Raw genomic sequence first — 24,206 nt, 5'->3', positions numbered from 1 at the left:
GTGACGTGCCCTGTGGCGTGGGGCTATCGACGCGGCTTATCTCGACGACCTGCGCAGCTCGACGGCGACCGCGGCGCGCAGGCCCTGTTCGCCAACGCCCGGGCGGTCGAGATGCCGGTCCAGGAAAATCGACACCCCTGCCGATCGCCGTTGAACGCCGGGCGGCGACGAACCCTTCACCGCTGCGGCAAGCCGCCCGATAGCCATTTGCCCATGATTCGGCAGTGATCGGTCGCGATCCGGCCCGCATCGACGAATGGCTGAACGATCACGGCGCGGCCCCGGTCGTAAAACTAGACGCAATCACTGCGCAACCTACGCGCTAGACGTAGCGGCGCGACAACCGACCGTGAGGCACCCATGAGCGCAACCCCCACCCATGAGGGGGCGACCCCCGTTGCCGCCTGCCCGATTTCCCTTGAACTCAATGGCCGCACCCGGCAACTCGAGGTGTATCCCTGGACCACGCTGCTCGACCTGCTGCGCGAGCAGCTGCAGCTGACCGGCACCAAGAAGGGCTGCGATCACGGTCAGTGCGGCGCCTGCACCGTGCTGCTCAACGGCAAGCGGATCAACGCCTGCCTGACCCTGGCGATCATGCACGACGGCGCCCGCCTGACCACCATCGAAGGGCTGGCCGAGGGCGATGCGCTGCATCCGATGCAGGCGGCCTTCGTCGAGCACGACGCCTTCCAGTGCGGCTATTGCACGCCCGGGCAGATCTGCTCGGCGGTGGGCATGATCGGCGAGGGACGCGCCAGCGACCGCGACGAAATCCGCGAGCAGATGAGCGGCAACCTCTGCCGCTGCGGCGCCTATCCCAACATCCTCGCGGCCATCGAAGACGCCTCCGCCGAGACGCGCGAACGCCTGTCGGCCGCCGTGCAGCAGGTGCGGCCATGAATCCCTTCAGCTACGCGCGGCCGGCCGCCGTCGAAGAGGCCATCGCGCTGTTCCGCCCCGACAGCCGCTACATCGCCGGCGGCACCAACCTGCTGGACCTGATGAAGGAAAACGTCACCCGGCCGGCCCAGCTGATCGACATCACCCGGCTGCCGCTGCACGACGTCGAAGAGACCGCCGACGGCGGGCTGCGCGTCGGTGCGCTGGTGAGCAACGCGGACCTGGCCTGGCATCCGCTGGTGGAGCAGCGCTATCCGTTGCTGTCCCGGGCGATCCTGGCCGGCGCCTCGCCGCAGTTGCGCAACATGGCGACCACGGGCGGCAACCTGCTGCAGCGCACCCGTTGCTACTACTTCTACGACAGCACCACGCCGTGCAACAAGCGCGAGCCGGGCTCGGGCTGCTCGGCGCGCGAGGGGCTCAACCGCATTCACGCGATCCTCGGCCACAGCGACGCCTGCATCGCCGTGCACCCTTCGGACATGTGCGTGGCGCTGGCGGCACTGGAGGCGCAGGTGATCGTGCAGGGGGCCGGTGGCGAGCGCCGCATCGCCTTCGCCGATTTTCATCGTCTGCCGGGCGACGCACCGGAGCGCGACAACACCCTGGCCGAGGGTGAGCTGATCACGGCGATCGAGTTGCCTCCCCAGGGCTTCGCCCGCCACAGCGCCTACCTGAAGGTGCGCGACCGGGCCAGCTACGCCTTCGCCCTGGTCTCGGTGGCCGCCGCGCTGGAAATGGACGGCGAGCGCATCGCCGGCGCCCGTCTCGCCCTGGGTGGCGTGGCGCACAAACCGTGGCGCAAGCCCGAAGCCGAGGCGGTGCTGGTGGGGCAGGTCGCGGACGACGCGGCCTTCGCCACCGCCGCCGACCTGCTGCTCGCCGGCGCGTCCGGCTTCGAGCACAACGCCTTCAAGATCGAACTGGCGCGCCGCTCCATTGCCCGCGCCCTGGGCGACGCCGCCAAAGGAGCCAGCCGATGAACAGCTCGACCTCTCCGTTCGGAAAACCCCTGGCGCGTGTCGACGGCCCGCTCAAGGTCACCGGCCAGGCCCACTATGCCGGCGAATTCCACGTGCCGGGGCTGCTCTACGGCAGCGTGGTCAACAGCACCATCGCCCGGGGGCGGATCCTCGGCATCGATGCCAGCGCGGCCGAGGCGGTGCCCGGCGTGGTGCTGGTGCTGACCCACCAGAACCGCCCGCCGATCGCCAGCTACGACGAACCCTACGAGGACGACGACGCGGCCGAAGGCTCGCCGTTCCGCCCGTTGTTCAACGACCGCATCCTCTACAGCGGCCAGCCCATCGCCCTGGTGGTGGCCGAGAACCTGGAGCTGGCGCGCCACGCCGGCAGCCTGGTGCGCGTCGAATACGAACGCGAGCCGCACCACACCGACCTGCTGAGCGAGCTCGGCAACATGCACAAGGCGCCGGCCGAGCTGCCGTCTCCACGGGGCGACGTCGACGGCGTGCTGCGCGGTGCGATGCTCAGGCTCGACCTCGAATACAGCACGCCGGTCGAGCACCACAATCCGATGGAACCCCACGCCTCCACGGTGCACTACCTGCCCGACGGCACGCTCGAGATCTACGACAAGACCCAGGGCGTGCAGAACTGCATGCGCTATCTCGAAGGCGTGTTCGGCATGGAGGGGAAAATCCGCATCCTCTCGCCCTTCGTCGGCGGTGCGTTCGGGTCAGGCCTGCGGCCGCAGCACCAGCTGCCGCTGGCGGTGATGGCCGCGCTCAGGCTCAAGCGCTCGGTGCGCGTCACCCTCAAGCGCCAGCAGATGTTCACCTTCGGTTACCGCCCGCGCACCCTGCAGCGGATCTCCCTCGGCGCGGCGCCCAATGGCCAGCTCGAGGCGATCAGCCACCAGGCCATCGGGCAGACGTCGCGCTTCGAAGACTTCACCGAGCACGAAGTGGAGTGGTCGGGGATGCTGTACGCGTGCCCGAACGTCAGGCTCGACTACCAGCTGGTGCCGCTGGACGTCCATACCCCGCTGGACATGCGTGCGCCGGGCGCCACCGTCGGCGTCTACGCCCTCGAATGCGCGATGGACGAGCTGGCCTACGCGGCGGCGATCGACCCCGTCGCGCTGCGCATGAGGAATTTCACGGCCCACAACGGCAACGAGGACAAACCCTATTCGAGCAAGGAGCTGCGCCAGTGCTACGAGCAGGGCGCCGAGCGCTTCGGCTGGTCGCGGCGCCCGATGGAGCCGCGCAGCATGCGCGACGGCCACCAGCTGATCGGCTGGGGCATGGCCACCGGCGTGTGGGAAGCGATGCAGATGCCGGCCAGCGCCAAGGCCTGCCTGGAGCCTGGTGGCCGGCTGGTGGTCAGCAGCGCCACCTCGGACATCGGTACCGGCACCTACACGGTGATGACGCAGATCGCGGCGGCCACCATGGGCCTGCCGATGGAGCAGGTGGAGTTTCGCCTGGGCGACTCGAACCTCTCCCAGGCCCCGCTCGAAGGGGGCTCGTTCACCGTGTCCTCGGTCGGCAGCGCGGTGCAGCAGGCCTGCCAGGCGCTGCAGCAGAAGATTCTGGACGCGGCGCAGCAATCGCCCGTCTCGCCGTTCACCGGCGCGACGCTCGATGCAGTGGTGTTCGACGGTGGGCGGATGCAACTGAAGGATCGCCCCGAGACCGCGGTCGAGCTCGACCAGATCGTCGCGGTCAGCGGCGCGCTGGAGGTCGAGGTCAAGGCCGAGCCGGGCAAGCAGCGCGAGGGCTATGCCAGCGCCACCCATTCGGCGGTCTTCGTCGAAGTGCGGGTGGACGAGTCGCTGGGCACGGTGAAGGTCAGCCGCGTGGTCAGCGCGATCGCGGCGGGGCGCGTGGTCAACCCCAGGACCGCGGCCAACCAGATCATGGGCGGCGTGGTGTGGGGCGTGGGCCAGGCGCTGCAGGAGGAAACCCAGATCGACCACAAGCTGGGCCGCTACATGAACCACAACCTGTCCGAGTACCACATCCCGGTCAACGCCGACATCGGCGAGATCGAGGTGATCTTCGTCGAGGAAAAGGACGAGATCGTCAACGCGCTCGGCTCCAAGGGCGTCGGCGAAATCGGCATCGTCGGCGTCGCCGCCGCGGTGGCCAATGCCATCTACCACGCCACCGGCAAGCGCATCCGGGATTTGCCGATCACCCTGGACAAGCTGCTCTGACCCTGGTCGCACCGCTCCGACCGGGGTCGGGAGCGGTGCGTGCGCCAGTGGTGGCCAAGCGCCATGTGACGCCGTCGAGATAATGAGCCCAAGGCCGCGCCGTATGGCTGCGGGCGCTTTACGACGCATGAACGGCTGGCTGTAATAGCGGCCCGGCGCATGGATGCCCGTTACCCTATCCGTCCTTTCATCCATGGCCGCGACCTGCAGGAGCCAGCCAGGATGATCGTCGGCATCGACTTAGGAACCACCAACAGTCTCGTCGCGGTATGGGACGAAAACGGGCCCAGACTGGTGCCCAACGCGCTGGGCAGTGTGCTGACACCAAGCGTCGTCGGCCTTGATGACGACGGCCAGGTGCTGGTCGGCGAAGTCGCCCGCGAACGCCTGCAGACCCATCCCCACCTGACCGCCGCGCTGTTCAAGCGCTATATGGGCAGTGACCACACCATCAGTCTCGGCGGTCGCGCGTTCCGACCTGAAGAGTTGTCCGCGCTGGTGCTCAAGAGCCTCAAGGCGGATGTCGAACGCGCCTGCGGCGAGGCCGTGACCGAGGCGGTCATCAGCGTGCCGGCCTATTTCAGCGATGCCCAGCGCAAGGCCACCCGCATCGCCGGCGAGCTCGCCGGCCTCGCGGTGGACAAGCTGATCAACGAGCCCACCGCCGCGGCCCTGGCCTATGGTCTGCACACCCGCCAGGAGAGTTCTTTCCTGGTGTTCGACCTGGGCGGCGGCACCTTCGACGTGTCGATCCTCGAGCTTTTCGACGGGGTCATGGAAGTCCGTGCCAGTGCCGGCGACAACTTCCTCGGCGGCGAGGACTTCGACGATGCGCTGGTGCAGGCCTTCGTCACGCTCAAGCGCGGCGAAGCCGGCTTCCCTGAAGCCACCGCGCCGGTCATCCGCCAGCGGTTGCGGCGCGAGGCTCAACGGGTTCGGCATGCGTTGGGCACCGCTGGCACCGCCGTGTTCGCCCTACGGACGAACGATCAGGAATGGACCCACGCCTTCAGCGCCGATGATCTGGCGGCCTGTACCGCCGGCCTGCTCGAGCGGCTGCGCCTGCCCATCGAGCGTGCCCTGCGTGACGCCCGCATCCGGGCGGCTGACCTGGATGAGATCCTGCTGGTCGGCGGGTCGACCCGTATGCCGCTGATTCGCCGCCTGGCCACGACGCTGTTCGGCCGCTTTCCTTCCACCCAGCTCAATCCGGACGAGGTCGTGGCCTGCGGCGCGGCGATCCAGGCCGCGCTCAAGGCGCGGCACGCGGCGCTGGAGGAAGTGGTACTGACGGACGTCTGCCCCTACAGCCTGGGCGTGGAAACCTCCATGGAGATCGGTCCTCGCATCGAATCCGGTCATTTCCTGCCCATCATCGAGCGCAACAGTGTGGTGCCGGTGAGCAAGGTGCAGCAGTTGCAGACGCTTCACGACAATCAGCGCGAGGTCGCGCTGAAGATCTACCAGGGCGAAAGCCGCATGGTTAAGGACAACATTTTTCTCGGCGATCTCAACGTTCCGGTTCCTGCGCGCAAGGCGGGCGAGGTGACGCTCGACGTGCGCTTCACCTACGACAACAACGGGCTGCTCGAGGCCCAGGTGTCCTTGCCACTGACGGGTGAAACCTACAAGAAGGTCATCGAGAACAACCCGGGGGTGCTGACGCCCGAGCAGATCGCTGAGCGCCTTGAGGCGTTGGAAGCGCTCAAGATCCATCCGCGCGATCAGCAGGCGAACAGCCTGTTGCTGGCGCGTCTGGACCGGCTCTATCAGGAGCACCTCGGCGAGCTGCGCCAGTATTACGGGCAGCTCGCGGCGCAGCTGCAGCACGTGCTCGAGACCCAGGACGAACGGCAGATCCGCGAAGTGCGCTCGCAGATCGCCGCGCGGTTGGCCGAACTCGATACCACTCTCTGAGGGCGCAGCGATGGATTGCTGGAACCTGCTGGGCATCGACGCCGATGCCGACGCACGCGCGGTCAAGCGCCAGTATGCGCGGCTGCTCAAGGTCACCCGCCCGGACGACGATCCGGATGGCTTTCAACGATTGCGTGAGGCTTATGACCAGGCGCTGGCCTACGTTCAGTGGCGTGAGGACGTGGACCATGAGGAGGAGGCTGCGCCGGCGCCTGTCGCCGCTGCGATCGCGGCAGAGTCTACCGGCAGGTCTGAACCATCCATGGGCGTGGCCGATCATTCAGAGGCGCCTTTGCTGGACCAGCTCGCTGCGCCTGAGCCATGCCCAACTCGGCCCGTGATCATGCTGACGAGCCTTGCGCCCGAAGCGCTCGATGCGTCCTTGGCCCGGGCGGACGAGGTCGGAGAAAGGGCGCAGTTCGAGAAACTGCTGTTGTCACGTTGCTTGAGCGAAGGGGCGGCGGCGTTGCCCGCCATCGAGTGGGCCATCGTCAGGTTGCGCTGGTTCAGCGCCTGGCAGGCTGTCGACCTGGATCCCGGCGCGCTACGGCAGCTGGCCGATTGTCTGCTGACTGCGCGGCTCGATCAGGTACGCGCGACGCTGGTCGAGCCGGATCACGCGCACGAGAGAGAGGCACTTGGTCTGATCAAGGCGTTGTTGCAGGAGCCTTGGCTTCAAGGCTTCGATCAGCGGACCCAGTTCCACCATCGGCTTGCGGGATTGTTGTTCGAGGTCGAAGGCTGGTCCGGGGCGTTTTTCGACCGGGTGTGCACCCTTGCAGGCTGGGACGAAGCGCAAGGCGCATTGCCTTTTCCGGGCTACCTGTATCACCAGCTCGAAAGCCGCAATCAGTACCAGACGGTGCTGGCCAGGCTTCAACGTGACCTGGCGATAAGCAAACCGCACTCGGCCGCGGAAAAGGCCGCCTGGTTCCTGCTCAAGCCGTTGACCAATGGGCAGCGACGGCTGATGGCCGACGGCTTCGACAACGACACCTGGGACGCCTGCGATCAGTTGGAAAGCACCGTGCTGCGCACCAGCGGGCTGCTCCCTCGGCTGGCGGTCGAGCAACTGCCCGATTGGCGGCGTTGGCGCCCCGGTAGTGATCGGACCGACCATTACCTGTTCTGGTGGCCCGCTTTGTTGGTGCTGGTAGTGGTGCTTTCTCGGGAGTTCGACGCTCGCTCCCTCATTGCGGCGGCGATGGCTTCGACCTTTCTCATTGTCATCGGCTCATGGTTGATAAAACTCTGGACCACGTTCCTGCATCCTCTTGCCAGCCTCGATGTCTGGCTGGGAGAGCGCCTGTTGCCTGTTCGCTATTGTCGAGAAGGCAGCGGCCTGCTGCCGTTGCGCCACCTGCTGCCTTGCGCCTTGGTGGGGCTGTTGATCTGGCATGTCGCTCGCAACGCTTTCGGGATCAATGCTGTGGGGATCGGAGGGGGCGGGGCGTTCGGACTGTTGGCGTATTTGAATTACGTCCTGGCGCCGCGCACCGGCAGGCCGCCGCTGTGGGCGCGCATCGCTGTGGTCATCAAGGGCAACGGCGTGAGTGTCTTCATCTGGCTGGCCATCCTGGCCATGTTCATCGGCCTGGGCGCGATCCGGCAGCTCGATCCGGTGAGGTCGTCTGCCGTCAATCCGCTGTGCCTGCCCTCGGCCGGCGCCCTGCAACAACCGGAGCTCTGCGAAAAGCCCGAACCCTAGCCTGTCTTGCCGCCCGTTTCCGGCTCCTTGTAGAGCCGGTCGCGGTTGGCGAGGGTGGGAAACAGTTTCATCCAGGTGCCGGCGATCAGTAGCGTGCCGACGCCACCGATGACCACCGCCGGTACCGTGCCGAACCAGTGGGCGGTCAGGCCCGATTCGAATTCGCCGAGCTGGTTCGAGGCGCCGATGAACAGGCCGTTCACGGCGCTTACGCGGCCGCGCATCTCGTCCGGGGTTTCCAGCTGCACGAAGGCGCCGCGGATCACCATGCTGACCATGTCCGCCGCGCCCAGTACCACCAGCACGCCCATCGACAGCCAGAACGAGGTGGACAGGCCGAAGGCGATGGTGGCCAGGCCGAAGATCCCGACCGCGGCGAACATCACCCGGCCGACGTGCCGGTTGATCGGGTAGCGCGCCAGCCAGAACGACATCAGCAGCGCGCCCACCGCGGGCGCCGAACGCAGCAGGCCCAGACCCCAGGGGCCGGTCAGCAGGATGTCCTTGGCGAACACGGGTAGCAGCGCCGTGGCGCCGCCGAGCAGCACGGCGAACATATCCAGCGAGATTGCGCCGAAGATGTCCGGGCGGCTGCGGATGAAGCGCATCCCGGCGAGCAGGTTGTCCATCGCCGGTCCCGTCTGGCGGGGCGGTGCCGGGCGCTTGGGCAGGCTCAGCATGAGGCTCACGGCGATGGCGAACAGTGCGGCGACCGGGGCGTAGACCCAGACCGGGCCCAGGGCGAAGAGCAGCCCGCCGGTGGCCGGCGCGACGATGGTCGCCGCCTGCATCGCCGAGGATGACGCCGCGACCGCCGCCGGGAACAGGGGCGTCGGCACCAGGCTCGGCAGCAACGCCTGGGTGGCCGGCATCTCGAACGCGCGGGCGGTACCGAGCAGGAAGGCCAGGACGAAGATCATCTCCCGCGTAATCCCGAGCCCCCAGGCGCCGAGCACCAGCGACAGGGCGATCAGCCCTTGCAGGCCCTGGCACAGGGCGGCGACCCGGCGTCGGTCGAAGCGGTCGGCGACGTGCCCGGTCCAGAGGATGAACAGCGCGCGCGGGATGAATTCGGCCAGGCCCACCAGGCCCAGGTCCAGCACGTTGCCGGTGAGTTCGTACATGTGCCAGCCAATGGCGACCGCGAGCATCTGGAAGCCACTGGCGGTGCAGACCCGGGCGAACCAGAACTTGATGAAGGGAACCTGGTGACGCAGCAACAACTTGGCGTGGGTAGACATGTGCGAGCGCAGCGGCGGGAACGGGGGCCGCACATTAGCATGCGGCGGCAACCCCGGCGCAGCGTGTGGCGAACCGGGTGTTCGCTGTTCGCATGCTTTGCTCAGCGATCCCTGATCGCCCTGAGAATCACGAACTTGGGCGTCGCCGCGACCTGCTCGACCTTGCCGAACAGGCGCTTGAGCTTCAGGTGATAGCCCAGGTGGCGGTTGCCGACGATCCACAGTTCGCCGCCCCTGGCGAGCGCGGCCTTGGCCTGGGTGAACATGCGCCAGGCGAGGAAGTCGCCGACCACCTGTTGCTGATGGAACGGCGGGTTGCACAGCACCAGGTCCAGCGAGGCGGGCGACTGCTCGGCCAGGCCGTCGCCGGCGCGGATATCGGCCGGGCGATCGCCCAGGGCCGCCTGCCAGTTCTCGCGCGCCGACTGCACCGCCATGTAGCTTTCGTCCACCAGGGTGAGGCTCGCCTGAGGGTTATGCAGTGCATAGACGATGCCGAGCACGCCGTTGCCGCAACCCAGGTCCGCCACGCGCAGGTCGCCCAGCGCGCGGGGCAGGTGGGGCAGGAAGGCACGGGTGCCGATGTCCAGGCTCTCGCGGCAGAACAGGTTGGCGTGGTTGACCAGCGTCAGCGGCGGCTGCTCCAGGCGGTAGCGGGTCGGGTAGGGCGAGTCGACCGGGGCCTTCTGCTCGGGGCTGGCGAACAGCAGGCGGGCCTTCTTCACCGCGAGCGAGGCCTGTACCGGGCCGACGTGGCGCTCCAGCAGGTCGCCGGCGGCGCGGGGCAGGTGCTTGACCATGGCGGCGGCGATCACTTGGGCGCCCGGCGCCAGCTGCCCCTGCAAGCGGATCAGCTGTTCTTCGAGCAGGGCCAGGGTCTTGGGAACGCGAATCAGCACCCGATCGAACGGCCCCCGGGCGGTTTCGCTGGCGGGCACGAAGCGGACGCTCTCCGCAGCCAGGGCATTGCGCTGCAGGTTCTTCTGCAGCGCGAGGTGCGCCAGGTGGGAGTCGCCACTGCTGACGACCTGCGCGTGCCCGGCCAGCGCGCAGGCCAGGGCGCCGAAGCCGTCGTTGAGGATCAGCACGCGTGCATCGGCCGGCAGCCCCTGCTCGTGGAGGTGGCTCAGCAGGTACTCGTCGGCGGCGTCGAAGGCCTGCAATGGCTCGTTGGGCTGTTCCGGCTGGCGAACCAGGTCGAGGCGCGCGAAGGGGCTGTCGAGAATAGGCATAAGAACTGGCGGTGTTTGTCGGCGTCGGAATGGAGTATCAAGGTCGGCAGGCCAAGCTGCCGATATCCGCGAAGGGAGCGAAGTATGACCGTCAGCGAAGAGAAGTTCACCCGCCAGCGCCTGCTCGAGGTGCAGACGCTGACACCCAGCCTCTTTACCTTGCGTACCACCCGCGACCCGGGCTTTCGTTTTCGCGCCGGCCAGTTCGCCCGGCTCGGCGTGCGCAAGGCCGACGGCACCATCGTCTGGCGGGCCTATTCGATGGTCTCGGCGCCCCACGACGAGTTTCTCGACTTCTTCTCCATCGTGGTGCCGGGTGGCGAGTTCACCAGCGAGCTGTCGCGGCTGAAGCCCGGCGACGAACTTCTGGTGGACAAGCAGGCGTTCGGATTCCTGACGCTGGACCGTTTCCCCGATGGGCGCGACCTCTGGCTGCTCGGCACCGGGACCGGCATCGCGCCCTTTCTCTCGATCCTGCAGGACCTGGAAGTCTGGAGCCGCTTCGAGCGCATCGTGCTGGTGTACAGCGCACGGCATCGCGCCGAGCTCGCCTACCAGGCGCTGATCCGCGAGCTGCCCGAGCGGGACTACCTCGAAGGCCAGGGGCACAAGCTGCTCTACCTGCCGGTGGTGACCCGCGAGTCGGTGCCCGGTGCGCTGAATGCGCGGATCACCACCCTGATCGAGAACGGCGAACTCGAACGCGCGGCGGACCTGCCGCTGGTGCCGGAGCATTCGCGGATCATGCTGTGCGGCAATCCCGAGATGATCGACGACACCCGGGCCGTGCTCAAGGCGCGCGGGATGAACCTGGCGCTGACCCGTCGCCCGGGCCAGGTGGCCGTCGAGAACTACTGGTAACGCGCACCGTAACCTTTGGTCACCCCTGGCCCGGAACTTAAGCCTCGTCCGGCCCGCCGAAACCTGACAGCAGAAAACCAGGAGGGGCAGGGGATGATCATCCTCATCATGGGCGTGTCCGGCAGCGGCAAGACCACCATCGGCGAGCAGCTGGCCGCGCGCCTGGACTGCGGCTTCGCCGATGCCGACCAGTTTCACAGCGAGGCCAGCAAGCGGAAGATGGCGCAAGGCATCGCGCTCACGGACGAAGACCGCATGCCCTGGCTGCGTGCCATCCGCGCGGCCATCGACGAGCAGTACCAGAAGGGCCAGACCCACATCTTTGCCTGCTCGGCCCTCAAGCGCGCCTATCGCGACCTGCTGCGCGGCGACCGGGCCGATCTGTTCATGGTGTACCTGAAGGGCTCGCCCGAGCTGCTCGCTGAGCGCCTGACCCGGCGTCGCGGCCATTTCTTCGCGCCCGAGCTGTTGCAGGATCAGCTCGACACGCTGGAGCCGCCGGGCCCTGACGAAGCTTTGATGGTGGACGTCCGCCAGACGCCCGAGGCCATCGTCGAGCAGATCGTCGCGGCGCTGCCCGGACAGGACTAGGCTAGGCGGCGCAAACGAAAAAGCCCCGGTACGGGACCGGGGCTTTTTCTCGGAGCGAGGCTTACGCCAGCTTGCGGTGCTTGACCCGCTTGGGCTGGGAGGCCGCTTCGCCGAGGCGCTTCTTGCGATCGGCTTCGAACTCGGTGTAGTTGCCCTCGAAGAACACCACCTGCGAGTCGTCCTCGTAGGAGAGGATGTGGGTGGCGACCCGGTCGAGGAACCAGCGGTCGTGGGAGATCACGATCGCCGAACCGGGGAAGTCCAGCAGCGCCTCTTCGAGCGAGCGCAGGGTTTCCACGTCGAGGTCGTTGGACGGTTCGTCGAGCAGCAGCACGTTGGCGCCCTGCTTGAGGGTCAGCGCCAGGTGCAGGCGACCGCGCTCACCACCGGAGAGGTCCTTGACGAACTTCTGCTGGTCCGAGCCCTTGAAGTTGAAGCGGCCGACGTAGGTGCGCGAGGGCACTTCATAGTTGCCGATGCGGATCTGGTCCAGGCCGTCGGAGACCATCTCCCAGACGGTCTTGTCGCCGACCAGCTCTTCGCGGCTCTGGTCGACCGAGGCGAGCTGCACGGTTTCGCCGATTTCGATGCTGCCCGAGTCCGGCTGCTCCTTGCCCATGATCATGCGGAACAGGGTGGACTTGCCCGCGCCGTTGCCGCCGATCACGCCGACGATGGCGCCCTTCGGCACGCTGAACGAGAGGTTGTCGATCAGCAGGCGATCGCCGTAGCCCTTGGAGACGTTCTTGAACTCGATGACCTTGTCGCCCAGGCGCGGACCGGCCGGGATGTAGATCTCGTTGGTCTCGCTGCGCTTCTGGAATTCCTGCGACTGCAGTTCCTCGAAGCGCTGCAGGCGGGCCTTGGACTTGGCCTGGCGCGCCTTGGCGCCCTGGCGAACCCATTCGAGTTCGGCCTTCATCGCCTTCTCGTGGGCCGACTGCTGCTTGGACTCCTGCGCCAGACGCGCGGACTTGGCGTCCAGCCAGCCGGAGTAGTTGCCCTCGTAAGGGATGCCCTGGCCACGGTCGAGTTCCAGGATCCAGCCGGCGACGTTGTCGAGGAAGTAGCGGTCGTGGGTGATCGCCACCACGGTGCCGGGGAAGTCGTGGAGGAAATGCTCCAGCCAGGCGACCGAATCGGCGTCCAGGTGGTTGGTCGGTTCGTCCAGCAGCAGCATGTCGGGTGCCGACAGCAGCAGGCGGCACAGCGCCACGCGGCGCTTCTCGCCACCGGACAGGTGGCCGACCTTGGCGTCCCACGGCGGCAGGCGCAGCGCATCGGCGGCGACTTCCAGTTGGCGCTCCAGGTTGTGGCCGTCGGACGCCTGGAGGATGGCCTCGAGCTTGGCCTGCTCGGCGGCGAGGGCATCGAAGTCGGCGTCCGGCTCGGCGTAGGCGGCATAGACCTGGTCCAGCCGCGCCTGGGCATCCTTGATGACGCTGACCGCTTCCTCGACGACTTCGCGGACGGTCTGCTCGGGATCAAGTTGTGGCTCTTGCGGCAGATAACCCACATTGAGATCGGGCATCGCCCGGGCTTCGCCGTCGAACTCGGTATCGACGCCGGCCATGATGCGCAGCAGCGTGGATTTGCCGGCGCCGTTGAGGCCGAGCACGCCGATCTTGGCGCCCGGGAAGAACGACAGGGAAATGTTCTTGAGGATTTCACGCTTCGGCGGAACGACCTTGCTCAGCCGGTGCATGGTGTAGACGTATTGAGCCATGGAGACGAATGCCCGTGACGAAAGAAAAAGGTGAAAGCGAATCGACCGCGCCGGTGGCCCGGACATGCCGGCAAAGCTACCGGAATGCCGAAGTCAGGGCAAACCGCCGGGCGTGTAGTGCTGGCACTTTGCCTTATGTCAAGGCATCCTAGCGGGTCGCCCCTGATACTTCGATGCAACATAGCCTTACGGATCATTCAGCGTGGGTAGACCCTTGACTCCTGCATCACCCACGACGGGCCAGCCCTGGATTGCGCGGCTGCTTGGCCGTGTCGCGACCGTGCTGTGCTGGTTTCCCGGCCCGCGGCGCCTCTTCGAGCGGAACAAGACGCTGCGTTACGCCGCCAATGCCCTTGCCGCGGTCGAGGAGCGGGTGCTGATCACCACGCTGGACGGGCGTCTGGATTACCTGAACATTTCCGCGGCCGACATGTTCGGGCTCGAAAACCGACAGGCGGCCCGCTACCGGCTGCATGAACTCTTGCCGACCCTCGACCCGCAGGCGCTGGTGCGCAACCTGGGCGACAGCGAGCCTTACCTCGAGCCCTTGCGCCTGCTGCAGTACGGCGAGCAGCGGCTGTTTTCCGTCACCCGGCGCACCCTCGCGCCCAACGGCCGAGCCACCGGCTTCGTCTGGCTGCTGCGCGACATCACCGAAGAACAGGCGGCGCGCCTGGCCCTGGTCGAGCGCGAGCGGTTCTGGTCCGATGTGCTCGGAACCGTGCCCGATACGCTCTACGTCCAGGACCTGCAGGCCAATCGGGTGCTCTATTCCAACCAGGACCTGGCCCGGCAGCTCGGCTACGGGCGCTGCGAGGATGCCAACCGCTTCTGGAAGGCGATCACCCATCCCGACGACCAGGAATACGTGACCCGGCTGCTGGCGCTGCGCGCCAGCCTGCAGGACGGCGCGGTTCAGGAATCGCTGCTGCGCTGGCGCCATCACGAAGGCGGGTGGCGCTGGTTCAGCGTCAGCGAGCAGGTGCTGACGCGCGATGCGGCCGGCTGCGCGGAGCGGCTGATCGGCGTGGCGCGCGACGTGACCGAGCAGATCGAGGCCAGCCACGCGCTGCGCACCAGCGAGCGGCGCTACCGGATGCTCGCCGAGAGCCTCAGCGATGTCGTCTTCACCACCACCAGCGACGTGCGCATCGACTTCATCAGCCCCTCGATCGAGACGGTGCTGGGTTACAGCCCGGCCTGGGTCGCCAAGAACGGCCTGACGGACGTGGTGACCAACCCGCGCCAGATCGCCGCCTTCCATGCGCTGATGCGCGAGATCCGCGCGACCGCCAACGACCCGGCGGCGCTCGCCGTGCTGCGCAACCAGCTGCCGAGCAGGGTGCTGCATTTCGACTGCCTTTCCCTGACCGGCCAGCGGGTGCCGATCGAGCTGCGGATCATGCTCATCCTGACCGAGCAGGATCGCTTCGGCGGCACCCTGTGCATCGGCCGCGACATCAGCCTCCAGCGTCGCGCGGAAAAGGACCTGCGCATGGCCGCGACGGTGTTCGAGCATTCCACCGCGGCGATCCTGGTCACCGATCCGGCGGGCTACATCGTCCAGGTCAACGAAGCCTTCACCCGCATCACCGGCTATTCCGGCGTGGAGGTGATCGACCAGTTGCCCGCGCGGCTGATCGCTAACCACCAGCAGGTCGACCAGATCGGCTACATGCTCGGCCAGCTCAAGGAGCGCGGCAGCTGGGAAGGGGAGTTCTGGCTCAAGCGCAAGGACGGCGAGGTCTGCCCGTGCTGGATCGGCATCACCGCGGTGCGCGACGACGAGGGCGACCTGGTCAGCTACGTCTGCTTTTTCAGCGACATGAGCGAGCGCAAGGCCAGCGAGCAGCGCATCCACCGGCTGGCCTACTACGACGGCCTGACCGGGTTGCCCAACCGCACCCTGTTCCAGGATCGTCTGGACACCAGCCTGCAGCAGGCCGCACGGCGCGGCGACTGGGTGGTGCTGATGTTCCTCGACCTGGACCGCTTCAAGCCGATCAACGACTCGCTCGGGCATGCCGCCGGCGACCGCATGCTCAAGGATGTCGCGGTGCGCCTGGCCGCCTGCGTCGACCAGGACGACACCGTGGCGCGCATGGGCGGCGACGAGTTCACCTTCCTGCTGCACCCGATCGCCCACCGCGACGCGGCGCTCCGGCGGGCGGTGGCGGTGGCCGAGCAGGTGCTGGCGAGTCTGGCCGAGCCGTTCGTGCTCTCCGGGCGCGAGTTCTTCGTCACCGCCAGCATCGGCATCGCCCTGAGCCCGCAGGACGGCGCCGAGCTCAGCCAGCTGATGAAGAACGCCGACACGGCCATGTACCACGCCAAGGAGCGCGGCAAGAACAACTTCCAGTTCTACCAGTGCGACATGAACGCCAGCGCCCTGGAGCGCCTGGAGCTGGAAAGCGACCTGCGCCATGCGCTGGAGCACGGCCAGTTCGTGCTGCACTACCAGCCGCAGTTCTGCTGCGACGGCGTCCGCCTGACCGGCGTCGAGGCGCTGCTGCGCTGGCAGCACCCGATCCGTGGGCTGGTGCCGCCCTGCGAGTTCATCCCGGTGCTCGAGGAAGTCGGGCTGGTGGTGGAGGTGGGCGCCTGGGTACTCGACGAGTCCTGCCGGCAGATTTCCGACTGGCACCGGCTGGGGGTCGCCGTGCCGAAGGTATCGGTCAACATCTCGGCGCGCCAGTTCAGCGACGGGCAGCTCGGCCGGCGGGTCGCGCAGATCCTCGACAGCACCGGCATCGACCCGGCGTGCCTGGAGCTCGAGCTGACCGAAAGCATCCTGATGACCGATGTGGCCGAGGCGATGCGTATCCTGGGCGTGCTCAAGGAGCTGGGGCCGTCGATCGCGGTGGATGATTTCGGCACTGGCTACTCTTCGCTCAACTACCTCAAGCAGTTCCCGATCGACGTGCTGAAGATCGACCGCAGCTTCGTCGACGGCCTGCCCGATGGCGAGCAGGACGCGCAGATCGCCCGGGCGATCATCGCCATGGCCCATAGCCTGAACATGTCGGTCATTGCCGAGGGCGTGGAGAATCAGGCCCAGCTCGACTTCCTGCGCCGCCACGGGTGCGACGAGGTGCAGGGTTTCTACCTCGGCCGCCCGATGGCGGCCAAGGAGATCGAGCGGCGTTTCCCGGGCCGCTGATCCGGGCTGCATGAGCGCGCTTCGTCATTGGATGATCGCGCTTCATACCTACCGCGCCGGCGATAGGGTAGAATCCGCGGCCTCTTTCTTACCGCCCAGCTGATACCAGGGGACCGCCATGTTCAGCCGTGATTTGACCCTCGCCCGTTTCGACGCCGATCTCTTCGCTGCCATGGAGCAGGAAGCCCGCCGTCAGGAAGACCACATCGAGCTGATCGCCTCGGAAAACTACACCAGCCCGGCGGTCATGGAAGCCCAGGGCAGCGTGCTGACCAACAAGTACGCCGAAGGCTATCCGGGCAAGCGCTACTACGGCGGTTGCGAGTACGTCGACATCGTCGAGCAGCTGGCCATCGACCGCGCCAAGCAGCTGTTCGGCGCCGACTACGCCAACGTCCAGCCGCATGCCGGTTCCCAGGCCAACGCCGCGGTCTACCTGGCGCTGCTCAGCGCGGGCGACACCCTCCTCGGCATGAGCCTGGCCCACGGCGGCCACCTGACCCACGGCGCCAGCGTGTCCTCCTCCGGCAAGCTGTACAACGCCGTGCAGTACGGCATCAACGACCAGGGCCTGATCGACTACGACGAAGTCGAGCGCCTGGCCGTCGAACACAAGCCGAAGATGATCGTCGCCGGCTTCTCGGCCTACTCGCAGAAGCTGGACTTTGCCCGCTTCCGTGCCATCGCCGACAAGGTCGGTGCCTACCTGTTCGTCGACATGGCCCACGTGGCCGGCCTGGTCGCCGCGGGCGTCTACCCGAACCCGGTGCCCTTCGCCGACGTGGTCACCACCACCACCCACAAGACCCTGCGCGGCCCGCGCGGCGGCCTGATCCTGGCAAAGAAGAACGAAGAGATCGAGAAGAAGCTCAACTCCGCGGTCTTCCCGGGCGCCCAGGGCGGCCCGCTGGAGCACGTCATCGCGGCCAAGGCGGTGTGCTTCAAGGAAGCGCTGCAGCCGGAGTTCAAGACCTACCAGCAGCAGGTGGTCAAGAACGCCCAGGCCATGGCCAGCGTGTTCATCGAGCGTGGTTTCGACGTGGTCTCCGGCGGTACCGAGAACCACCTGTTCCTGCTCAGCCTGATCAAGCAGGACATCACCGGCAAGGACGCGGACGCCGCCCTGGGCCGCGCCCACATCACGGTGAACAAGAACAGCGTGCCGAACGATCCGCGCTCGCCCTTCGTCACCTCGGGCCTGCGCATCGGCACCCCGGCCGTCACCACCCGTGGTTTCGGCGAAGCCGAGTGCCGCGAGCTGGCCGGCTGGATCTGCGACATCCTGGACAAGATGGGCGATGAGTCGGTGATCGAGGCGGTGCGCGCCAAGGTCGAGGCCGTCTGCGCCAAATTCCCCGTCTACGGGGCCTGATCCGAGTGGCAATCGAGCCCGGTGCACGCGCGTGCACCGGGCTTCTTTTTGCCTGTCGTCGGGACGCACCGTCATACGCGTTCTATAGTCTTGAAAGCAATACGGGAGCATTGTCATGACCGGCCTAGCGCAAGAACGTCGCCGATTTCAGCGCATCGACTTCGATGCCTCGCTCGTGCTGACCCAGCACGACCAGCGATGGAGCGCCAAGCTGCTGGACCTTTCGCTGCAAGGAATACTCGCCGAGCGACCGGAAGGCTGGAATGGCGACCCCTGCCTGCCGTTCAGTGCCCGCATCGTCCTGGGGCCGGACGCGCAGGTGCGCATGGAGGTCGACCTGGCGCACGAGGAGGGCAACGCCCTGGGCTTCGCCTGCCGCCATATCGACCTGGATTCGATCAGCCACCTGCGCCGCCTGGTGGAACTCAACCTGGGTGACAGCGAGCTGCTGGAGCGGGAGCTGGCGGCACTGGGCGGCTGAGCCGGCCGGCGCGGCCTCGTCGGCCGCGCCCGCCTATTCGAACAGCGCGTCGAGCGCCTGCTCGAGACGCGTCACGGCGATGATCCGCAATCCCGCCGGTGCTTCCTTCGGCGCGTTGCCCTTGGGCACGATGGCGCGCTTGAAGCCGTGCTTGGCGGCTTCCTTCAATCGCTCCTGACCGCTCGGCACCGGGCGGATCTCGCCGGACAATCCCACTTCGCCGAACACCAGCAGGTCCGTGTCCAGCGGGCGGTTGCGCAGGCTGGAAATCACGGCGGCCATCAGCGCGAGGTCCGCCGCGGTTTCCAGCACCTTCACGCCGCCGACCACGTTGATGAACACGTCCTGGTCGTAGGTGGGGATGCTGCCGTGGCGGTGCAGCACGGCCAGCAGCATGGCCAGGCGGTTCTGGTCCAGGCCCAGGGTCACCCGGCGCGGGTTGGCCAGGTGGCTGGTGTCGACCAGCGCCTGCACTTCCACCAGCATCGGTCGGGTGCCTTCCCAGGTGGCCATGACCACGCTGCCGGGCACCGCTTCCTGGGCGCGGGTGAGGAAGATCGCCGAGGGGTTGGTGACTTCCTTCAGGCCCTTGTCGGTCATGCCGAACACGCCCAGCTCGTTGACCGCGCCGAAGCGGTTCTTCACCGCGCGCAGCAGGCGCAGGCGCCCGTCGGACTCGCCCTCGAAATAGAGCACGGTATCGACCATGTGCTCGAGCACGCGCGGGCCGGCCAGCGCGCCTTCCTTGGTGACGTGGCCGACCAGGAAGATCGCCGTGCCGCTCTGCTTGGCGAAGCGCACCAGCAGCGCCGCACTCTCGCGCACCTGAGCGACGCCGCCGGGTGCCGACTGCAGCTGCTCGGTGAAGATGGTCTGGATGGAGTCGATCACCATGACCTTGGGCTTTTCCTCCCGGGCCGTGGCGATGATCGATTCGATGCAGGTCTCGGTCATCACCTTGAGCCTGTCCTGCGGCAGGTCCAGGCGTCGCGCGCGCATGGCGACCTGCTGCTGGGATTCCTCGCCGGTGACGTAGAGCGCGGGGAAGCGCTGGGCGATGTTGCACAGGGTCTGCAGCAGGATGGTGGACTTGCCGATGCCCGGATCGCCGCCGATCAGCACCACCGAGCCGTCCACCAGGCCGCCGCCGAGCACCCGGTCGAGCTCGCCCGAGGCGGTGGAGAAGCGCGGCACTTCCTCGACGCTGACTTCGGCCAGGGTCTTGAGGTTGGCCTTGTCGCCAGCCCAGCCAGAGCGCCCGGAGGCCGACGGCGCGATGGGGTCGACGACGGTTTCCACCAGCGTGTTCCAGGCGCCGCAATCGCTGCACTGGCCGGCCCACTTGGGAAAGGTCGAGCCGCATTCGGTGCAGCCGTACATGCGCTTGGCCTTGGCCATTGGGAGCTCCGCGTCGGACGAAAGGATGCGCATGATAGCCGCTGCCTTGATCGCGATCAGCCCCGGGCGCGACGACCGCGTTCAGACTGTAAACAAATCGGACCGGAAGACCGCCATGCGCATGCTGTTGTTCGTTCATCTGCTGGGGGCCAGCGTCTGGGTCGGTGGCCATCTGGTGCTGCTGCTGGGCGTGTTGCCCGGCGCCTTGAGACGCCGGGACGTGGCGGCCGTGCGCGCCTTCGAGCGGCGCTACGAGCGAGTCGGCCTGCCGGCCCTGGCGCTGCAGGTGATCAGCGGACTCTGGCTGGCCAGCCTCTGGCTGCCGCCTGCGGCCTGGCTGGAGCCTTCGGCGCAGGCCTATCTGGTGCAGGCCAAGCTGGCGCTGCTCGGCATGACCGCCTTGCTCGGCGTCCATGCGCGGCTGCGGTTGATTCCGCAGCTGACGCCGCAACGGCTGCCGGCGCTTGCGCTGCACGTCCTGCTGCTGACCCTGGCCGCGGTCGCGCTGGTCTGGGTCGGGTCGGGCTTTCGCTTCGGCGGGCTGTTCTGAGGCGAGGCCCGCTTCAGCCGCAGCACTTGCCGCAGCAGCTGGCGGCGCGCTTTTCGAGCTGGCGGGCGATGTCGTCCTTGAGCACCACGCGTTCCTGCTTCAGCGCACCCAGGGCGGCGTCGTCCAGCGGCTCGACGCCGTCCTCGATGCGGCAGATGCGCTTGTCCAGGTCTTCGTAACGCTCGGCCAGGCGGGCGAAGTGCAGGTCGTGCTGGCGCAGCTCCTGCAGCCTCTCGCGTTGTGCCGCAAAGTCGCGGATCAAGGGGTGGTGGTCGACGTGCATGGGGAGGCTCCGATGGCAATGGAGCGGCCACCATAGCGCCGGTTGGCGGCGCCGCCGTTGACATCGGTCAACGGCTTATTTGGCCCGTGACGGTTGCGCGCGATGGAAACGCCGGTGGCTATTGGCCATAATCCGGCCTTCCTGCCCAAGCCCGGCGGACCATGGCCGCTTGTCGGCCGCCGTCTGGGTCCCCGCGCCTTCGCGCGGCTGGGAGGTCTACCGATCATGAACCTCTCTGTCGCGGAGCCAAGGCATGAAAGAATTGCACCGTTGTACGGGCTGCCGCGATGGCGAGGCCCTGGATTTTCCGATCAGCATGGCGTTCCAGCCGATCGTCGACATCACCGACCGCAGCGTCTTCGCCCATGAAGCGCTGGTGCGCGGCGTCGCCGGAGAAGGGGCCGGCTGGGTACTGTCGCGGGTGACCCAGGAAAACCTCTACAGCTTCGACCAGGCCTGCCGCGTCACGGCGCTGAACTGGTCGGCGCAACTGCAGCTGCCCGGACGGCTGTCGATCAACTTCATGCCCAATGCGGTGTACAAGCCCGAGCTGTGCATCCGCGCCACGCTGGCCACGGCCAAGCGGGTCAATTTCCCGGTCGAGCGCATCATGTTCGAGGTGACCGAGCAGGAGCAGGTCGAGGACATGGAGCATCTGCTGCAGATCCTGCGCAGCTATCGCGGGATGGGTTTCATCACCGCCATCGACGACTTCGGCGCGGCCTATGCGGGCCTGAACCTGCTGGCCGATTTCCAGCCCGACGTGATCAAGCTGGACATGCACCTGATCCGCGGGATCGACGCCGACTCGGTCCGCCAGGTGCTGGTGGAGGCGACGTTGCAGATCTGCCGCCGCCTGAACATCACGGTGATCGCCGAAGGCATCGAAACCCTCGGCGAATACACCGCGCTCAGGGAAATGGGCGTCACCCTGTTTCAGGGCTACCTCTTCGCCAAGCCGGCATTCCAGGCGTTGCCGCCGATCAGCTTCCCCGCTCAGTAGCCGCTGCGGATCTCGCCCGTCGCGAGGGTCTGCGCGGTGTTGCCGGCATGGTCGGCGGCATTCAGGTCGGCGCCGCGGGCCTTCAGGGCATCGAGCACGTCCTTGCGCTGGAACAGTGCCGCGTACATGGCGGCGGTCTGCCCGGCGCCGTTGGGCTGGTCGGGATTGCACCCGGTATCGAGCAGGCGCCGCGCGATGCGCAGCTCGCCCTTGAAGATCGCGCCCATCAGGGCGGTGTTGCCTCGCTTGTCCTGGGCGCAGGCATTGGCGCCGGCGGCCAGCAGCTGTTCGACGGCCTCCATGTGGCCGTGATAGGCCGACAGGATCAGCGCGGTATAGCCCTTTTCGTCCGCGGTCGCGAGGTCGAAGTCCTCATCGATGAATTCGGCCAGCATGGCGGTATCGCCGGCGCGCGCGGCGTCGAAATAGTACTGGCGCAGGGTCGCCTGCACCTCGGTCGGGTCGCTGGGAATGGGTTCGTCGGCCCAGCTGCCTAGGCCGATCAGCATGAGTGCGCTCAAAACCAGATAACGCATGGGCGTCCTCCGAAGAGGGGGCCGCCGGTGGCGGCCCCGGGGTGTTTCGTGGCTCCGCGATGCCGATCCGCGGATCGGCAGGGGCGGATCAGTCCTCCAGGTCGGCAGCCAGTGCCTGCACGCGCTTGAGGTCGGCCTTGGCGACCTTGGTCAGGCGCTCGCCGTACTCGGTGTCGGCCTTGTAGAAGAACGACAGCATGATGTGCTTGGCCTCGTCGTCGGCATGGGCCAGCTCGCCACCGAGGGTGTTGACCAGGTCGGTCTTTTCCTTGGCGGTGAACGAGCGATACAGCTCGCCGGCCTGCTTGAAGTTCTGCTGGCGCTGGATCGGTGCCTGCTGGGTGGTGCCGCTCAGCTCCAGGTTGCTGTAGACCGCGCGTGGAGTCTCCTCGCGGTTTTCGCGACGGCTCGGCTGGTAGTTCACGCCCGAGGTGGTCTGGCCGAAGTTCATCGCGCCGTCCTGGTTGCCGTTGTTGACGTCGACCTTCGGGCGGTTGATCGGCAGGCTCAGGCCGTTGGTGCCGACGCGGTGCAGCTGGGTGTCGGCGTAGGCGAACAGGCGGCCCTGCAGCAGGCGATCTTCCGAAGGCTCGATGCCCGGGACCAGGTTGGCCGGGGCCATGGCGACCTGCTCGGTTTCCTGGAAGATGTTCTGCGGGTTCTTGTTCAGCACCATCTGGCCGATCTTGCGCTCCGGCACGTCAGGCCAGATCTTGGTCGCATCCAGCGGATCGAAGTCGAACTTCGCCAGGTCTTCGGGCTTGAGCACCTGGATCATCAGGTCCCACTTGGGGTAGTCGCCTTTCTCGATCGCGGTGATCAGGTCGCGCGACAGGTGGCTGTAGTCCTTGCCCTGCATCGCTTCGTTTTCTTTCGGATCGAGGTTCTTCAGGCCTTGCAGGGTCTTCCAGCGGAACTTGACGTAGTGCACCTGGCCCTGGTCGTTGACCAGCTTGTAGGCGTGCACGCCGTTGCCGTCCATCATCCGGTAGCTGGCCGGCGTGCCCTGGTTGGAGTACAGCAGGGTCAGGGTGCGGGTCGACTCGGGGTGGTGGGAGAGGAAGTCGAAGCGGCGGCTGTCGTCATCCAGGTTGGTGCGCGGGTCCGGCTTGAACGAGTGGACCATGTCGGGGAACTTGATCGCGTCGCGGATGAAGAAGGTCGGGAAGTTGTTGCCGACCAGGTCCCAGTTGCCGTCCGCCGTGTAGAACTTGGTGGCGAAGCCGCGGGGGTCGCGCAGGGTTTCAGGGGAATGCAGACCGTGCACCACGGTGGAGAAGCGGACGAACACCGGCGTGGTGGAGCCCTTCTCGAAGGCCTTGGCCAGGGTAAGGTCGGAGATGTCTTCGGTGGCGGTGAACTCGCCGTGGGCGCCGGTGCCGCGCGCATGGACGACGCGCTCCGGGATGCGCTCGCGGTCGAAACGCTGCAGCTTCTGGATCAGCTGCACGTCCTGCAGCAGGGTCGGACCATTGGGGCCGGCGGTCTGGGAGTTCTGGTTGTTGCCAACCGGGGCGCCATTGTCGCGGGTAAGCGGCGCGGCGTTGACGGACAGCGCAAGCGCGCCGGTGGTGATCGCCAGCATCAGGCGGTTGGGCAGGGTCGCCCTGAAAGTAATCGACATGGTGCATCCCTCTTTATGTTCTGAAAGGCGTGTCTAAGGCACGCCCGACAAGGCTACGGAGGGCTGCGCTGCCGGCTAAATTGGAAAAGGCAAAGCGGCCGATAGCGATCTTTCATCACTTCCGGCCGCCCGATACGCTATGCCGCGACAGGTGGCGGGCGCGGCGGAACCCGGTTTGCGGCGCTAGATGTGTAAAGCCAGTACGTTGTTCAGTAGGAATGGCGCCCTGCTGATTGGCGGCTGGTAGCCGAGGCTGGCGTGCAATCTGTGCCAGTTGTAGTGATGAAGCCACGGCAGCAAGTGTGCTGCTCGCTGTTCGGAGCTGTCGTAGCTGCGGGCATAGGCCCATTCACGCAGGCTGGTCTGGATGAATCGCTCTGCCTTGCCGTTGGTACGTGGCGTGTAGGGCTTGGTGTACAGGTGACGCAAGCCCAGA

The 24,206-nt window shown here is 67.0% G+C and carries 19 protein-coding genes and 1 pseudogene; 12 read left to right on the top strand and 8 right to left on the bottom strand.

The genetic code is table 11. The features are described from left to right. The first annotated feature begins 360 nt into the window (after positions 1 to 360). The 5 genes from DN824_RS18200 (at position 361) to DN824_RS18180 (ending at position 7,712) form a co-directional block, all read left to right on the top strand. On the top strand, positions 361 to 903 hold the full coding sequence (locus DN824_RS18200) for a (2Fe-2S)-binding protein (RefSeq protein WP_138409829.1): 543 nt from the start codon (positions 361 to 363) through the stop codon (positions 901 to 903). Beyond that, positions 900 to 1,886, top strand: a complete 987-nt coding sequence (locus tag DN824_RS18195) for an FAD binding domain-containing protein (RefSeq protein WP_138409828.1) — start codon at positions 900 to 902, stop codon at positions 1,884 to 1,886. Before DN824_RS18200 ends, DN824_RS18195 begins: the two co-directional genes overlap by 4 nt. Beyond that, positions 1,883 to 4,087, top strand: coding sequence for a xanthine dehydrogenase family protein molybdopterin-binding subunit (locus tag DN824_RS18190; RefSeq protein WP_138409827.1), 2,205 nt, complete (start codon positions 1,883 to 1,885; stop codon positions 4,085 to 4,087). Before DN824_RS18195 ends, DN824_RS18190 begins: the two co-directional genes overlap by 4 nt. 222 nt (positions 4,088 to 4,309) lie before the next feature. Next, positions 4,310 to 6,004: a molecular chaperone HscC gene (locus DN824_RS18185; protein ID WP_138409826.1), complete on the top strand. Its 1,695-nt coding sequence runs from the start codon at positions 4,310 to 4,312 to the stop codon at positions 6,002 to 6,004. Positions 6,005 to 6,014: 10 nt separating this feature from the next. Then, positions 6,015 to 7,712, top strand: coding sequence for a J domain-containing protein (locus DN824_RS18180; RefSeq protein WP_138409825.1), 1,698 nt, complete (start codon positions 6,015 to 6,017; stop codon positions 7,710 to 7,712). Here the strand turns inward: DN824_RS18180 and DN824_RS18175 are convergent. Together DN824_RS18175 and DN824_RS18170 are read right to left on the bottom strand one after the other, a co-directional pair. Next, on the bottom strand, positions 7,709 to 8,953 hold the full coding sequence (locus DN824_RS18175; RefSeq protein ID WP_138409824.1) for an MFS transporter: 1,245 nt from the start codon (positions 8,951 to 8,953) through the stop codon (positions 7,709 to 7,711). The genes DN824_RS18180 and DN824_RS18175 overlap by 4 nt on opposite strands. A 101-nt stretch (positions 8,954 to 9,054) precedes the next feature. Further along, positions 9,055 to 10,185 carry a methyltransferase gene (locus DN824_RS18170; protein WP_138409823.1) on the bottom strand — a complete coding sequence of 377 codons (1,131 nt, stop codon included), beginning with the start codon at positions 10,183 to 10,185 and terminating at the stop codon, positions 9,055 to 9,057. Between the two features lie 84 nt (positions 10,186 to 10,269). Between DN824_RS18170 and DN824_RS18165 the strand changes: the two genes are divergently transcribed. Both DN824_RS18165 and DN824_RS18160 read left to right on the top strand, forming a co-directional pair. Continuing rightward, positions 10,270 to 11,046: a ferredoxin--NADP reductase gene (locus tag DN824_RS18165; protein WP_138409822.1), complete on the top strand. Its 777-nt coding sequence runs from the start codon at positions 10,270 to 10,272 to the stop codon at positions 11,044 to 11,046. 93 nt (positions 11,047 to 11,139) lie between these two features. After that, positions 11,140 to 11,637, top strand: coding sequence for a gluconokinase (locus DN824_RS18160; RefSeq protein WP_138409821.1), 498 nt, complete (start codon positions 11,140 to 11,142; stop codon positions 11,635 to 11,637). Between the two features lie 61 nt (positions 11,638 to 11,698). Here DN824_RS18160 and ettA read toward each other — a convergent pair whose 3' ends face one another. Further along, a complete protein-coding gene (gene ettA / locus DN824_RS18155) occupies positions 11,699 to 13,363 on the bottom strand; it encodes an energy-dependent translational throttle protein EttA (RefSeq protein WP_138409820.1) in 1,665 nt (554 codons plus the stop codon). 370 nt (positions 13,364 to 13,733) lie between these two features. Here ettA and DN824_RS18150 point away from each other — a divergent pair. The 3 genes and pseudogenes from DN824_RS18150 to DN824_RS18140 all read left to right on the top strand — a co-directional run. Further along, positions 13,734 to 16,523 (top strand): annotated as a pseudogene (locus tag DN824_RS18150) (sensor domain-containing protein); the annotation flags it as partial. Between the two features lie 118 nt (positions 16,524 to 16,641). Further along, the gene (glyA, locus tag DN824_RS18145; protein ID WP_138409818.1) at positions 16,642 to 17,895 is read left to right on the top strand and encodes a serine hydroxymethyltransferase; all 1,254 of its coding nucleotides are present in this window, start codon (positions 16,642 to 16,644) and stop codon (positions 17,893 to 17,895) included. A gap of 115 nt (positions 17,896 to 18,010) precedes the next feature. Then, positions 18,011 to 18,376, top strand: coding sequence for a PilZ domain-containing protein (locus DN824_RS18140; protein ID WP_138409817.1), 366 nt, complete (start codon positions 18,011 to 18,013; stop codon positions 18,374 to 18,376). A 33-nt stretch (positions 18,377 to 18,409) separates the two neighbouring features. On the opposite strand, the gene radA is transcribed toward DN824_RS18140, so the two are convergent. Continuing rightward, entirely contained in the window at positions 18,410 to 19,774 is a 1,365-nt protein-coding gene (gene radA / locus DN824_RS18135; protein ID WP_138409816.1) for a DNA repair protein RadA, read from the bottom strand. A gap of 115 nt (positions 19,775 to 19,889) precedes the next feature. Here radA and DN824_RS18130 point away from each other — a divergent pair, with 115 nt between their 5' ends. Then, positions 19,890 to 20,324 carry a CopD family protein gene (locus tag DN824_RS18130; RefSeq protein ID WP_138409815.1) on the top strand — a complete coding sequence of 145 codons (435 nt, stop codon included), beginning with the start codon at positions 19,890 to 19,892 and terminating at the stop codon, positions 20,322 to 20,324. Positions 20,325 to 20,337: 13 nt separating this feature from the next. On the opposite strand, the gene DN824_RS18125 is transcribed toward DN824_RS18130, so the two are convergent. Further along, positions 20,338 to 20,607, bottom strand: a complete 270-nt coding sequence (locus tag DN824_RS18125) for an HP1242/YdcH family protein (protein WP_138409814.1) — start codon at positions 20,605 to 20,607, stop codon at positions 20,338 to 20,340. 253 nt (positions 20,608 to 20,860) lie between these two features. Between DN824_RS18125 and DN824_RS18120 the strand changes: the two genes are divergently transcribed. Continuing rightward, entirely contained in the window at positions 20,861 to 21,610 is a 750-nt protein-coding gene (locus tag DN824_RS18120; protein ID WP_138409813.1) for an EAL domain-containing protein, read from the top strand. On the opposite strand, the gene DN824_RS18115 is transcribed toward DN824_RS18120, so the two are convergent. The 3 genes from DN824_RS18115 to DN824_RS18105 all read right to left on the bottom strand — a co-directional run. After that, complete coding sequence (locus tag DN824_RS18115) at positions 21,604 to 22,146, bottom strand: ankyrin repeat domain-containing protein (RefSeq protein ID WP_138409812.1); 543 nt, start codon at positions 22,144 to 22,146, stop codon at positions 21,604 to 21,606. The two genes, DN824_RS18120 and DN824_RS18115, sit on opposite strands and share 7 nt — an antisense overlap. A gap of 88 nt (positions 22,147 to 22,234) precedes the next feature. After that, positions 22,235 to 23,770, bottom strand: coding sequence for a catalase (locus DN824_RS18110; RefSeq protein ID WP_138409811.1), 1,536 nt, complete (start codon positions 23,768 to 23,770; stop codon positions 22,235 to 22,237). A 183-nt stretch (positions 23,771 to 23,953) separates the two neighbouring features. Then, the coding region (locus DN824_RS18105) for an integrase core domain-containing protein (RefSeq protein WP_138409810.1) at positions 23,954 to 24,206 on the bottom strand (253 nt) is incomplete at its 5' end.

Source organism: Stutzerimonas nosocomialis (genome assembly GCF_005876855.1).
Classification (GTDB): domain Bacteria; phylum Pseudomonadota; class Gammaproteobacteria; order Pseudomonadales; family Pseudomonadaceae; genus Stutzerimonas; species Stutzerimonas nosocomialis.
The sequence above is the reverse complement of the archived record's forward strand: the minus strand, read 5'-3'. Positions and strand labels throughout refer to the sequence as shown.